Annotated in this window: 10 protein-coding genes and 1 pseudogene; 10 read left to right on the top strand and 1 reads right to left on the bottom strand. The window is 47.9% G+C overall.

Annotated elements, in window-relative coordinates; all coding sequences use genetic code 11:
* From HWQ67_RS20425 to HWQ67_RS04880, 10 genes and pseudogenes are all read left to right on the top strand, one after another.
* A pseudogene (locus HWQ67_RS20425) lies at positions 1 to 168 on the top strand (electron transfer flavoprotein subunit alpha); the annotation flags it as partial.
* Positions 168 to 1,112, top strand: coding sequence for an ACP S-malonyltransferase (gene fabD, locus HWQ67_RS04920; RefSeq protein ID WP_218251535.1), 945 nt, complete (start codon positions 168 to 170; stop codon positions 1,110 to 1,112). The pseudogene HWQ67_RS20425 and the gene fabD, both read left to right, overlap by 1 nt.
* Positions 1,113 to 1,165: 53 nt before the next feature.
* Complete coding sequence (gene ilvC / locus HWQ67_RS04915; protein WP_218251534.1) at positions 1,166 to 2,182, top strand: ketol-acid reductoisomerase; 1,017 nt, start codon at positions 1,166 to 1,168, stop codon at positions 2,180 to 2,182.
* A gap of 149 nt (positions 2,183 to 2,331) precedes the next feature.
* Positions 2,332 to 3,099, top strand: a complete 768-nt coding sequence (locus tag HWQ67_RS04910) for a hypothetical protein (protein WP_218251533.1) — start codon at positions 2,332 to 2,334, stop codon at positions 3,097 to 3,099.
* The gene (locus HWQ67_RS04905) at positions 3,096 to 4,685 is read left to right on the top strand and encodes an HDOD domain-containing protein (protein WP_218251532.1); all 1,590 of its coding nucleotides are present in this window, start codon (positions 3,096 to 3,098) and stop codon (positions 4,683 to 4,685) included. Before HWQ67_RS04910 ends, HWQ67_RS04905 begins: the two co-directional genes overlap by 4 nt.
* A 21-nt stretch (positions 4,686 to 4,706) precedes the next feature.
* Positions 4,707 to 6,437 carry an AIPR family protein gene (locus tag HWQ67_RS04900; protein WP_218251531.1) on the top strand — a complete coding sequence of 577 codons (1,731 nt, stop codon included), beginning with the start codon at positions 4,707 to 4,709 and terminating at the stop codon, positions 6,435 to 6,437.
* A complete protein-coding gene (locus HWQ67_RS04895) occupies positions 6,403 to 7,071 on the top strand; it encodes a tRNA1(Val) (adenine(37)-N6)-methyltransferase (protein WP_218251530.1) in 669 nt (222 codons plus the stop codon). Before HWQ67_RS04900 ends, HWQ67_RS04895 begins: the two co-directional genes overlap by 35 nt.
* 440 nt (positions 7,072 to 7,511) lie before the next feature.
* Positions 7,512 to 8,288: an OmpA family protein gene (locus tag HWQ67_RS04890; RefSeq protein WP_218251529.1), complete on the top strand. Its 777-nt coding sequence runs from the start codon at positions 7,512 to 7,514 to the stop codon at positions 8,286 to 8,288.
* Between the two features lie 322 nt (positions 8,289 to 8,610).
* Complete coding sequence (locus HWQ67_RS04885; protein WP_218251528.1) at positions 8,611 to 9,861, top strand: HD-GYP domain-containing protein; 1,251 nt, start codon at positions 8,611 to 8,613, stop codon at positions 9,859 to 9,861.
* Positions 9,858 to 12,170 (top strand): ATP-binding protein, encoded by a 2,313-nt coding sequence (locus HWQ67_RS04880; protein WP_218251527.1) that lies wholly within the window; start codon positions 9,858 to 9,860, stop codon positions 12,168 to 12,170. Before HWQ67_RS04885 ends, HWQ67_RS04880 begins: the two co-directional genes overlap by 4 nt.
* 211 nt (positions 12,171 to 12,381) lie before the next feature.
* On the opposite strand, the gene HWQ67_RS04875 is transcribed toward HWQ67_RS04880, so the two are convergent.
* Positions 12,382 to 12,831, bottom strand: coding sequence for an HU family DNA-binding protein (locus HWQ67_RS04875; RefSeq protein WP_218251526.1), 450 nt, complete (start codon positions 12,829 to 12,831; stop codon positions 12,382 to 12,384).
* Positions 12,832 to 13,110: the final 279 nt, after the last annotated feature.

Below are 13,110 nucleotides of genomic sequence, written 5' to 3'. Positions count from 1 at the left end.
TCGGGGGCCGTCCAACACATGGTGGGTATGCAGTCCTCAGATGTCATTATAGCGATCAACAAGAATCCCGAGGCCCCCATATTCAACATCGCAAACTACGGGATCGTCGGCGATGTCTATGAGATAGTCCCGATGTTGATAAAAAAGATAAAAGAGGGTAAGGCGTAATGAATAAGATAGCCTTTGTCTTTCCGGGTCAGGGCAGTCAGGCCGTTGGCATGGGGCTTGACCTTTATAATCAGTACGATAGCGTAAAATCGCTGTATCAGGAGGCCGCCGAAGTCTTGGGGTATGATATCGGCAACATGTGCTTTAATGGCCCCAAGGAGGCGCTCAACAGGAGCGTCAATACGCAGCCGTCCCTTGTACTGACGAGCATTGCCCTGTATCGGGTTCTGCGCAACAGTGGTCAAAAGGCATTAATTACACCATCAATGGTGGCCGGCCACAGTCTTGGCGAATACACCGCCCTGGTGGCAGCGGGGGCGCTCTCCCTCAGAGACGCCCTGGTGTTGACGCAAAAGCGCGGAGAACTCATGCAGGAGGCCGTCCCCGAAGGACAGGGACTGATGGCGGCCATCGTGGGACTTGACAGACAACAGGTGGAGGGACTGTGCCAGGGTGTGACAAGTGGCTACGTTGCCCCGGCAAACTACAACTGCCCCCAACAGATAGTCATCGCCGGTCAGAAGAAGGCAGTAGAGGAAGCCATAGAGGCCGCAAAGGCAGCCGGCGCCCGGATGGCCAAACCCCTGGCCGTGAGCGTGCCATCACACTGTGAGCTGATGGCGGAGGCTGCACAAAAACTAAACGCCTTTTTTGATAACATCACATTTAACACACCATCCATTCCGATAGTCAACAACGCCGATGCCGCAGTCCTCAGTGACGTTACGGGGATCAAGGCATCGTTGCTGAGGCAGTTGAAGAGTCCGCTGTTGTGGGAGGACTCCATCAGGACCATGCGGCAGGCCGGTGTGGATACGTTTATAGAGGTTGGACCTGGGACGGTGTTAAGCGGCCTCATTAAACGGATAGATTCCAATGTGGCCATTTACTCTGTCTCAGACCCCGTCAGTGTGCAACGCGTCGTTGAACTGGCAGGGACTTAAAGACGGAAACATTAACGTGTATATATAAAAAAATCATGGAGGTTTAGTGCAGGATGGTCAAGATTTTTTATGATAAAGATGCCAGTACTGGTGTTTTGAAGGACAAGAAGATCGTTATAATGGGTTACGGCAGTCAGGGACACGCCCATGCCAATAACCTCAGAGACAGCGGCATGGATGTCACAATTGGGTTGCGCAAGGGCGGCAGTTGGAAGAAGGCCCAGGATGCAGGCTTTATGGTGATGACCCCTTCGGATGCGGCCAGAGAGGCCGACGTTATCATGATGTTGCTTCCAGATGAGTTTCAGGCTGGCATATACAACGAGGAGATAGCCCCGTACATGCAAAAGTCGGTGTATCTGGCCTTTGCCCACGGCTTTAACATCCACTTTGGCCAGATAACCCCCCCGTCGCAGACCAGTATCTTTATGGTGGCGCCCAAGGGCCCCGGTCATCTGGTGCGCAGTGAGTACGTAAAAGGCAGCGGGGTGCCGTGTCTGATCGCCATCAATCAGGACCCCGGCGGAAATGCCAGAGACATCGCCCTGGCCTATGCCAGTGCAATCGGCGGTGGACGGGCCGGTATCATCGAAACATCCTTCAGAGAAGAGACCGAAACAGACCTGTTTGGTGAACAGGTGGTGTTGTGTGGTGGACTGACTGCGCTTATTCAGGCCGCCTTTGAGACCCTGGTTGAGGCCGGCTATGCCCCCGAAATGGCATACTTTGAGTGTCTGCACGAGGTCAAGCTGATAACCGACCTCATATACGAAGGCGGTATATCAAACATGCGTTATTCCATAAGCAACACCGCACAGTATGGCGACCTCACACGTGGCCCTCGCATCATAACCAAAAAGACCAAAGAAGAAATGAAAACGATCCTCGATGAAATCCAATCAGGACAGTTTGCAAGGGAGTGGATACTTGAGTGCAAGGCAAACAAGCCCGTCTTCAACGCACTTACAAAGAGGGGGCAGCAGCACCAGGTAGAGGAAATAGGCGCCCAACTGCGTGCCATGATGCCGTGGCTCAAAAAGGACCGCCTCGTAGACAAATCCAAGGCCTAATGTCGTTTAAGAAGCCTGAAAGCACCCCTCCCCTTGTGGGAGGGGGTAGGGGTGGGCGACAGGGGGGGGCGACAGGGGGGGTGGGTAGGACACTTCCGATGGCGAAATCCGCCCTGAAACCCATTCCCCACAAATAATTGTGTAGACTGATGATAAAGTTAAATCTTATAGTGTTTATTTATATAATAGAGCTGCTATTGTTATTTATAGGTCTGAGTGTATTTTATTATTTTAAGTACAAAAGCTATCTTGAGATAGAGGCGATGCAGGAGATGGAGATGGAGGCGTTGCAGGAGTTTCTGTCTCAAATGTTACAGCAGGCCCGGAAAGATATGGAAGCAACAAATGAAAAAATAAAGCAAAATCCCAGGATGATCCTGATAAAGGAGCTGCACGTGCTAATGATTGACCACCTCAATGCCATCATAAAGGTCATCAGGACCCAGGACATCTGTAACCTGGAACTGTGGGACAAGGCCTTTGAGGGATTTAACAGGGTCATAAAAGACCAGGACGGCAAGATAGCAGTCCAGGAAAACGATTGCGATACAACGATACAAAAGCAAAAGATACTCATTTCGCTCTACAGCGAGGAACTGCAAAAGCACGGTAAAATGATAGCCAATCTCAAGGGCTACAACGTAGTCCTCATGGGCTACAAAGATACGGTATCGGGTATCCTGAACAGATTTAAGGCCATCACGCAAATCAACACCAGGGTACATGAGCGTTACACGCCGGCGGCACAAAAGTCCAGGGTACTGCAGGGTATGCTTAATGAGTTTGCCCACAGTGCAATGGAGCTTGAAAAGTACGTCACCATACTTGATACCGAAAACACTGCCCTTGATAAAAAGGTCAGGGAATTTGACATAGGACTCAGTAAGAGGACATTTACGCTTGAAGGATTACAATGAGAACAAAAGAAGAGACGCTTGTTGAATTGAGAAGGAAGATACAGGAAGGTAATGAGCTTCCGGTAATGTCCCACACCATCAACCTGGTCAGTAAGCAGGCATCGCGTGAAAGTGATGCAACGATCACGGAGCTGACCGACACCATACTGCAGGACTTTGCCCTGACAAACAAGATTCTGAGGATGGTCAACACGGTGTACTACATAAACACACAGCACAGCGGCAAGATCACGACGATATCGCGAGCTGTCTATATACTTGGCCTAGACCACATACGCAATGCCGCCCTTTCCCTGATGCTGTTTGAAAACCTGCGGGATAAGAAATTGGCAAGTGAGCTGTGTGGTGCGCTGATAAACAACTTCATTGGCGCCGTGGTATCGAGGAAGCTGGCTTCCACCCTGGATGACAAAAAGGTAGAGGAGGCATTCTTGTGCGGCATCTTCTTTGACCTTGGCAAGATTGTGACAACCTACTATCTGCCCGTTGAGAGCAAAAGGGTCAGAGAGTTAATGGCAAAGACCGATGATGATGAAAAGAGGGCATCCTACACGGTGCTTGGGATATCGTATGAAAATCTCGGCATAGAGCTTGCCAGACAATGGCACCTGCCCACTCAGATAATACACAGCATGAACAGGGCGCCACAGTCGAGTATCCCCAAACCGGCAGATGACGAAGATATGTTGAAGGCATTTGTGGGCTTTTCAAACGACCTCTGCTCGCTGATCACCAGGTCAACGGGTTCGGCGGAGGATTGGACTAAGGCGATAGGCTCTCTGATACACCGTTACAGGAACTGTTTTAAGCTTGCAGTGGAGGATATCAACAGCATATTGACGGCATCGTTAAAGGAGATACATGAATATGCAACCGCCTATAGCATTGATCTCAGTGATGTTGCGTTTATAAAGATGGCCAGACAGTTATTGAGTTTTGCAAGGACAGAGAAAGCTGATAAATCGGAGGAGGGACAGCCCCCTATGCCAACAAAAGACGAGAAGTATAAAGACATAGGTGGCATACACCTATTAGAGTGCAATGTAAACGTAGGTGGGGCAAAGGAACCCTCAGAGTCTCTGCTTCTTAGGGGCATTCAGGAGGTGACAAACACCCTCACCGAGGAGTTTACTCTCAACGATATGTTAAGGATGATCCTGGAAATAATGTTTCGCGGTCTTGGCTTTAAGCGGATCATCATATGTATCAAGAGTGCGCGTGATAACATCATGGAGGCCAGGTTTGGCTTTGGCGACAACGTCTTTGTGATAATGAAGAACTTCCGGTTTATTATGGATGGTAGCTCAGATGACGTATTTAACACGGCGATAAACAAGGACATGGACCTGCTCGTAAACGACATCAACGACAGACGTATAAAGCTGCGTCTGCCCCAGTGGTTTGTGAAGCTGGTTGATGTGGAGACGTTTATCCTCATGCCAATCATAATAAGCAAGATGCCCATAGGGGTAATCTACATGGACAAAGACAACCCCGGAGACCTAAACATAAGTTCGACGACCCTGCGCTACCTCAAAACCCTCCGCGACCAGGCAATCCTCGCCATCAAGTACAAACGCAAGTAGCTTGTATAAGGAGGAAGTACAATGAATATCAGTGCGGCGATCATCGATCAAAGACTAACAGGCATTTGCAATGATATCAGAGACCGTGCAAGGGAGGAGTTGGGCATTGGTGATGAAGAAAGGCTTATTTCTCTTGCCTTTGTCTATTTATGTGTCAAGACAATCTTGAACATGACCGATGATGAGGCGTTTGAATGTCTGACCGAAGGTGGGGGGGATTTTGGCATAGATGCGCTACATATTTCTGAAGAGCACGAAGGTGAGTTTCTCGTCAGACTTTTTCAAGGGAAATACAAACGCAATCTTGAAGCAGACGCAAATTTTCCGGAAACAGGGATATTGAAACTTACTAACATTATAGGATGTCTTTTTGATCCGAGTTCACCGCTTAAGTATATCAACCCTTCTTTGTCCGTCAAGGTGGAGGAGGTTCGTTCTCTGATTAAGGATGGTTACATCCCTCAGGTCAGGGTGTTTGTCTGCAATAACGGCCTCAAATGGAATGAGGTTGGCGAGGAATACATCCAGAGAGCTGCCTTTGTAGACCAGGTCAGTTGGGAACACGTCAATCATGATCACCTCTTGACAATCCTGCAAAGTACAAAGAAGGTCAATGACAATATTCAGCTTGCCGGCAGCATTATTACGGAAGATATTGAGTTTGTCCGGGTGCTGGTTGGCAGGATTGCAATAACAGAGATCGCCGGTCTCATAGACAAACATGGAGAACGTCTGCTGGAAAGAAACATACGACGCTATCTCGGTCTTGTCGGAAACAGGGTTAATGAGGCAATCCTGGATACTATTAAAAAGACGGAAGACTGTTGCAATTTCTATTTCTATAACAACGGTATCACACTGACCTGCGATAAATTCTCCTACAATAAGATGCAACGCGGAGACTACAAGGTACAAGTGGAAAACCTCCAGATAATCAACGGCGGCCAGACGTGTATGACTATCTTCAAAACATTAAAAGATGTAACATACGAGGAACAACCTTATGGTGCTTATGTACTGATCAGACTCTATCAACTCCCTAGTGAGAACGAAGACCTTGTAAGCAATATCATATTGGCAACCAATAGTCAAAACCCTGTCGAACTCTCTGATCTACTGGCCAATGATAAAACGCAAAAGCGTCTTGAAACGGATATCGCTCAACTGGAGTTTTCCTATCGTCGCAAGCGAGTGGACGCTCAGGCAAAGTCAACGGAGATAACTTCCAGTGTAGCCGCTGAGGCCATCCTGTCAGTCTGGAGACAAAAACCACATCAGGCTAAATTCTTTACCAGAGAGCATTTTGGAAAACTGTACGGCACAATCTTCACGGATGATCTAACCGGTGCCCAAGTGATCATTGCAACCCTCATCTATCGTTATGCCGAAAACAAGAGAAAAAGACCACCGGAGGATGCCCCGTTATTTGTTCGCTATGCCTCATGCTTTATCGCCATGCAGATGGGAAAATACCTGTTACAGGACTTAGGAGGCAGCTTACAGGATTTAACACACAAAAGATTTGATGACTCTAAACGATTATTTGAGCAGAACGTGCAACAGTACTTTGAACGTGCCGTTGATGCAGTGGACAAGGCACTAAAAAAGCTATATGCAGACCCCCAACTGTCTGCTCAACAGCTTTCGGCGACGTTTCGCCGTGGCGATCTCATTGAGAAACTCAACCAGGTTGACCTTGATGACAATCCAGTGATTAATGGACCTAAGCCTCGACGTCGTAAGGGACGTTAAGATATACCAGCGGGTTGGTGGATACCGGTTTTCGTGTGATGCCCTCCTGCTGACGGATTTTGTAGGGGTCAAGTACCCGCGGCGCATTGCAGACCTCGGAGCCGGCTCAGGGATCGTCGGGATTGTCCTCGCCAGGCGCTTTGCCGATTCCCACGTCGGGCTGATAGAGGTTCAGGAAGAACTGGCAGCCCTCTGCCTCAGAAACGTCGGCATTAACGAACTCAGCGACCGCGTAACAGTTGCCAACATCGACATCAGGGACGTCTCCAGACACATGCAGGCCAACACCTTTGACCTGGTGGTGTCAAACCCGCCGTTTAGAAAGGTTGGCACCGGCAAGCTCAACCCCACTGAGGAAAAGGCCATCGCCCGACACGAAATCCTGCTCACCCTCCCCGAACTGGTACATGCGGCCTTTTATCTGCTCAGGGGCAAGGGACGGTTTTGTTTCATACATCATCCCGGCAGGTTCATAGAGGTCATCGACGTTCTGGCAAGGCACAGGTTCTCCGTGGCCACCGTGCGGTTCATTCATCCCAGTGCCGACTCCGGCGCCGTAATGGTCCTCATCGAGGCCGTCAAGGAAGGAAACTGTCAGTTGTTCATCCAACCTCCGCTCTTGCTGAACGCCTGAGAAGAAAAAACAAACAAGGGGGCGTCTTGTGGCCGGGGTGCCCCACCCCCTCCGCCCCCCCTTGGAATCCCCCTGCAAGGGGGCCAGTCCCCCACTGAGCCGGGGGTCGCTGACCCCTTGACCCCATCTTGCTGTTACCCACGCGTGAAAAGGGAGGCAAAACGTGTGTTTAACCACATCGAGGTCTGCGGTAACTACGGTACGATTCTCATGATTTCAAACTCTGGTAGCACTCCAATCCTTCTCTTCGTTATCAATTTCATCACCGGGTGGAAGAATTTTGTGTATAATCTCAGATAATGTTGTTATATGAGGTTTATTATAACTTCGTATAGATTTTAGATGAGGCAATTCGCCCCCTTGACAAAAAGGTGTCATTTTACGTAAGATATATATAGTAAAATATTAGTACACTTAAGAACATAAGGAGGTAATTTGTAATGAAACAAAGTATTAAGTTAAGGAGGCTTCTCTTACTGATGCTGCTGGTGTCTATAGCAGCGCTTTATGGTTGCGCCGGAATGGAGTTTGCACCTAAGAGGGCCATGTGGTACTACCACAAGGAATTGCCTGAGGCAGACAGGGCAGTAGAGGCAGCAAGGACAGCCGGTAAGGATAAGCAGTGCCCCGAGGAGTTTAAGGCAGCAGAAAAAATGCGGGATGATGCCTATAATGTCTACTGGGCGTGTCACACGGCTGAGGGTATAGATAAGGCAAAGAAGGCAACAGACATGGCCAAGGCCCTGTGTCCGACACCACCGCCACCGCCACCAACTCCGGCTCCCACACCAACACCTGAAGCAAGGGCTGTGCCAACACCGGCTCCCACACCAACCCCTAAAAAGGTCGAATGTGACAAAGAAATCGCCGTTATTAAGATCGTCAATTTTGACTTCGATAAGTATAGCATAAAGATGGCGTATAAAAAAGAACTCCATATGGCAGCCGAAATAATCAAGAAGTATCCCAAGGCAGTAATAAACGTTGACGGTCATACCTGTAGCATCGGTACGGACAAGTACAACATGGGTCTATCTACCAGAAGGGCCAATGCCGTTAAGGAGTTTCTCATCAAACACGGCGGCGTAGATGCCTCAAAGATTGCCATACACGGTTATGGCGAGAGTCGTCCGGCGTTCCCCAACACAACAAAGGATGGTAGAAAGAAGAACAGGCGCGCTGAAATCCATATCATGCAAAAACAAGAGTGTAACTAAAAAAGTAATCAGAGCCAGGGGGATATGGAAACATATTCCCCCTTTTTTTTATCCTGCATCGATGTGATTTTCATGTTGTATATAGAGCGTTTCGATTGTGTGCAATATAAGAAAAGAAAGGGGCGGCTCCGCCCCCCTTCAGAACCCCCCGCAAGGGGACCAGTCCCCTTGACCCCGTAAAAATGCCACGTGTTTTGTATTTAATCCAATCGAAATCTGCTATATAAATCAGGTAACCGATGTTACACAGTCATTGTTTTTTTGCACAATCCTTTCACTTTTTGTTATAATCAATCTTGGTAAAAACGTTATAGAGGTGCTTATGAGAAAAAGGATTTTGACAAAGGATTTAGCTATAGGGATGTTTATAGACGGCATGGATGCCTCATGGTTTAAGACACCGTTTTTGAAACACCACTTTCTTATAAAGACGACTGAGCAGATAGAGAAGATAAAGGAAACGGCAATAGAGTATGTCTTTATAGATACGTATAAGGGCGCTGATATTATGAGCAATGCGCCGAACAAACCCTCAAAGGGTGGTGCCTCCGGTAGTGGAGAATCCGGCGTGGGGGCAGTGCCGGATCAAGGCCATGCGGCTACACAAGAAGAGCAGTTTAAGAACTACGTTAAGATGAAGGAAGAACTCCTGAGTGTTGACAGTTCGAGCCTTTTTAGTGGCAGTATGATAGACTTCAGCTTGTACATAAAGAACGGCCTTACCATAAAGCCGCTTGTGCAGTACAAGGGCAGGGAAATACTGTTAAACGACGAGATGGTAAGCCCGGCTAACGAATTATTGATAGAAAAGAAAGATACCCCAAAGTTTAAAGGATATATCAAATGTGCGATAAAGGGGGGAGTTGGAGGCCTTAATCCCCAACAGATCAAAAATATAGCCGTAAAGGAGAATGCCAAGATTATTGTCCAGGAGCTTCTTAGCAACCCTGACAGTAGCGAAAAGGTGCAGGAGTGCAGGGATGCCGTGGAGGGTATCATGGCTGCCATTATGGACAGCAAGGGGTTCATAACGAATCTTTTGACAATAAATAAGAACGACTATTATACCTATACGCACTCGGTCAACATAAGTGTGTTTTCAGTGGCCACCGCTATAGCGGCTGGTGTTGTCTCAGAGGGTGAGCTTTTTGGCATTGGTCTGGGTTGCCTGTTGCATGATATAGGCAAGACCACCATTCCACCTGAAATACTCAATAAGCCGGAGGAGCGTCTTACCGATTTTGAGATCAAGCTGCTGAGGGAACACGTCATTGAGGGTGCCAACATCCTCAAGCTGTACAAGGGGGTCCCGGAGTGGACACTCTATCCGGTCATGGAACACCACGAAAATATTGCAGGCACCGGCTATCCCCATGGCCTTAACGCAGGAACTATGCACATTGCCGGCAAGATCACCTCCATTACAAACTACTACGACATGTTGACCACCTCCCGCCCGTTTTTTGAGGCCCTGACACCATTTGAGGCCCTGTCCTACATACGTAACAGCAGCCAGGAATATGACCTGGATATCTTTAAAGAGTTCATCAAGATACTTGGCAAGACTCAATGAAACTACCGCGTAAAAGGAAAATGCGCCTCAAAAGCCGGTTGACCATCCTCACTGTTATGCCGCACGTGCTTGCCATTGTCATAGTCATGCTCACCATGGTTGACGTAGCGATAGCTCATCAGTACCTGGTTATCCTGTTGGCAGTGATACTGTTGAGTCTGACACTGTCGATACTGGCACTAAAGAGGGTCATGAGTCCGTTTGGCGAGTTAGTCGTAAGCGCCAGGGAGATTTCGCAGAGTGAGTTTAAGCGGTCCATTGACAAGGATGCCGAAGATGACATGGAAAGTCTCAGCAAGGTCTTTACCGATCTGATAAAGAGCTTTCAGCAGTACAAAAACGAAATGGAGCGTGGTTCCTCCGAACTCTCCGACGTCAATCGCCAGATGTTAAACGAAATCGTTCAACGCAAGAGAACTGAGAAAAGATTACATTATCTGGTTGAATTTATCAAGATAATCACGCACCTGTCCTCCACCTTTATAACGATCTCCCCCACGGAAGTTATGAACTGGCTACACCATGCCCTTAAGGCAATAGGTGAGGTGTTGGGGGCAGACAGGGCCTACATCGTTATATTTAACCAGGACAGAACGGAGGTTGCAGACGTCTTTGAGTGGCAACACACGCCCCAGGCCGAAGCAGTGATGAAGGACATCAGTATGTCATCGGTGCGCCAGTTGTCGTGGTTGATGGGCAGGCTTGAGAAGGTTGAAAACGTGTACGTGGAAAACACAGCCGACATGCCGGAGGAGGCAATGGCTGAGAGTGAGTTCTTCGCCGATAAATCGATCTATTCTTTTGTAGCCGTGCCGATGGTCTATGGTAATCACCTGGTAGGATTCTTGGGATTTGATTCCGTGGCCGGGCAAAAGTCGTGGGCCGATGACGTCATTGCCCTTGTCAGGGTGGGTGGGGAGATTTTTGTAAACGCACTGGAGCGTGCCCGAAACGACCGTGAACTCTTTAAGTATCGCAGCCACCTCGAAGACCTCGTCAATCAGCGAACCCGGGAACTTACCACCGCAAACGAAATGCTGATACAAGAGGTGGCAGACCGCAAGGAGGCCGAAGATGAAGCCAGAAAAGCCAAAGAAGTCGCCGAAGAAGCCAACCATGCCAAGAGCGTCTTTCTGACCAATATGACACATGAACTACGTACCCCCCTTAACGGCGTACTTGGCATTACCGACCTCATGCTCAATACGCAGTTGGCAAGTCAGCAGCAGGAGTACCTTGAACTTATTAAAAATGCCTCCAGCAGTCTCCTGTCTCTGTTAAACACCATCATAGATTTCTCCAACACTGAAACCGGCTCCATGCAGTTAAATAATTCCGCCTTCAGCCTCTCTGACACCGTCAACTCCACACTTAAGCCACTGATACGTCAGGCGGAAAAGACCGGTATCAAACTGACCACAACCATCGCCACAGATATACCCGATGTGCTTATCGGCGACCATGATATGCTCAAAAACGTACTTACATATATTATGGAAAACTCCATAAAATTCACCCAAAAGGGACAGGTATCTCTGGCTATCATCCCGGCACTGTATGACCTGTCCAGTCATACCCCTGTTGTTAGCTCTATGCACCCCGTCGATGTCAAGGACAATGCACGTGGCAAGCGGCTACACGACGCCGATTCCGATGACGACTCCAAATACGGATATGTGATGCTGCATGTTTCCGTACGCGACACCGGTATTGGCATTGCTGCCGATAAGTTGCGCTTTATCTTTGATAGCTTTACACAGGTGGATGGCTCTATGACGCGCAGGTATGGGGGGATGGGGCTGGGGTTGGCTATAGCAAAGCGTTTGGTAAATATGATGAACGGTGAAATATGGGTAGACAGCGTCTTGGGTAAGGGCAGTCTGTTTCAATTTACCGTGTGGCTTAAGTCAAGCGATGTCTGTTTGCCGAGTGTCGCAATTCCACCACAGTTTGAAATACAAGAGCCTCCCTGGGTAACCACCATGGCAGAGGACAGTGACAAACGACCGAACCTTGATGAGTGGGTCGTCTTTGTAGACAACTATGCCATGGAAATGGAAAACCTTAAAAATGCTATCGAAAAAAATGACCATATATCCGTCGAAAGATGTGCCCACGTCTTGAAAGACATGTTTACACAGGCAGGGATAACACCACTGAAAACCGAAGCATTCAGGATAGAGCTGGCATCAAGGAAAAAGGACATGGTCAAAGTGGAAACCGCCTTTAACAACCTCAAAGATGGCTATGCCACAGCCTTACACTCTGCCTCATACCACGACTATATTCAGAGAACAACGGCAGAGTGAGGTATCCCCTCCCCCCCGCCACATAAAATGGAGGAGGACTGCTACCTGTGATGTAATAGTTCACCCCCCTAAGAAAAAAAGAAGGGGAGCGGCTCCGCCCTCCCCTCAGACCCCTCCCGCAAGGGGACCAGTCCCCTTGACCCCATTTTATCTTGTTGACAGTAGGTTGATTATACACAACATTTCAATATCTATAGCTGAACTATTACCCTTAACCTTGTGCCTGTGATTGTTCTTCTTTGACCATGTTATCGACTAACTCTTCAAGGTCTTTGCCCATTTTAAAGCCCACCGATTTCCTTGCTGGTACGTCTATGGATTCACCCGTCCTGGGGTTACGTGCCTTTCTTGGCTTATGGTCTTTGATGACAAAGGAGCCAAACCCTCTGATTGTGAACTTGTTGTTTTCCGTCAGCGCCTTTTTAGCAAGGTCGGTAAATATCTCTATCGTCTCTTTCTGTGTTGTCCTTTCTCTTCTTGATTCATCTCTTGATGACTCTTCCTTAACGATAAAGTCATCCTTAAATGCTTCTGCGCTTGTTGGTATATCTTGATTACCGTATCTTAGATCGATTCTGCCGCCTTCCTGTTTTTTTGCATCCTCTATTGCTATCGATATTCCTTTGACAAGAATACCTGCAAAGTCAAGAAATGTTCCCATATATACCTCCATTGTTGTTCCTTATTGTGGATTTGTATTTGTCAAATATCAATCTTGATATCATTATAATTAATTTTATAGAAAATTGAAATAAAAAAGCAATAGTTTTTTTACTGTCCAAAAAAATTATTCTCGTTTTCGTATCCTCTTAAAAAAGCAGGGTAAAAAAATTTTTCACGGTTAAAAGGCATGGATTCCTGCTTTCGCAGGAATGACAGTTACAGGCGTTTTCCAAGTGTGTCATTCCTGGCTTGACCAGGAATCCATGATGCATAAAAG

Source organism: Candidatus Magnetobacterium casense, assembly GCF_019173545.1.
Lineage (GTDB): Bacteria > Nitrospirota > Thermodesulfovibrionia > Thermodesulfovibrionales > Magnetobacteriaceae > Magnetobacterium > Magnetobacterium cryptolimnobacter.
This window is presented reverse-complemented; position numbering and strand designations above follow the sequence as displayed.

Bases quoted from the DNA above. Each gene is read 5' to 3' on its own strand.
- fabD (WP_218251535.1), top strand. From the start codon at position 168: ATGAATAAGATAGCCTTTGTCTTTCCGGGTCAGGGCAGTCAGGCCGTT.
- ilvC (WP_218251534.1), top strand. From the start codon at position 1,166: ATGGTCAAGATTTTTTATGATAAAGATGCCAGTACTGGTGTTTTGAAG.
- HWQ67_RS04910 (WP_218251533.1), top strand. From the start codon at position 2,332: ATGATAAAGTTAAATCTTATAGTGTTTATTTATATAATAGAGCTGCTA.
- HWQ67_RS04905 (WP_218251532.1), top strand. From the start codon at position 3,096: ATGAGAACAAAAGAAGAGACGCTTGTTGAATTGAGAAGGAAGATACAG.
- HWQ67_RS04900 (WP_218251531.1), top strand. From the start codon at position 4,707: ATGAATATCAGTGCGGCGATCATCGATCAAAGACTAACAGGCATTTGC.
- HWQ67_RS04895 (WP_218251530.1), top strand. From the start codon at position 6,403: ATGGACCTAAGCCTCGACGTCGTAAGGGACGTTAAGATATACCAGCGG.
- HWQ67_RS04890 (WP_218251529.1), top strand. From the start codon at position 7,512: ATGAAACAAAGTATTAAGTTAAGGAGGCTTCTCTTACTGATGCTGCTG.
- HWQ67_RS04885 (WP_218251528.1), top strand. From the start codon at position 8,611: ATGAGAAAAAGGATTTTGACAAAGGATTTAGCTATAGGGATGTTTATA.
- HWQ67_RS04880 (WP_218251527.1), top strand. From the start codon at position 9,858: ATGAAACTACCGCGTAAAAGGAAAATGCGCCTCAAAAGCCGGTTGACC.
- HWQ67_RS04875 (WP_218251526.1), bottom strand. From the start codon at position 12,831: ATGGGAACATTTCTTGACTTTGCAGGTATTCTTGTCAAAGGAATATCG.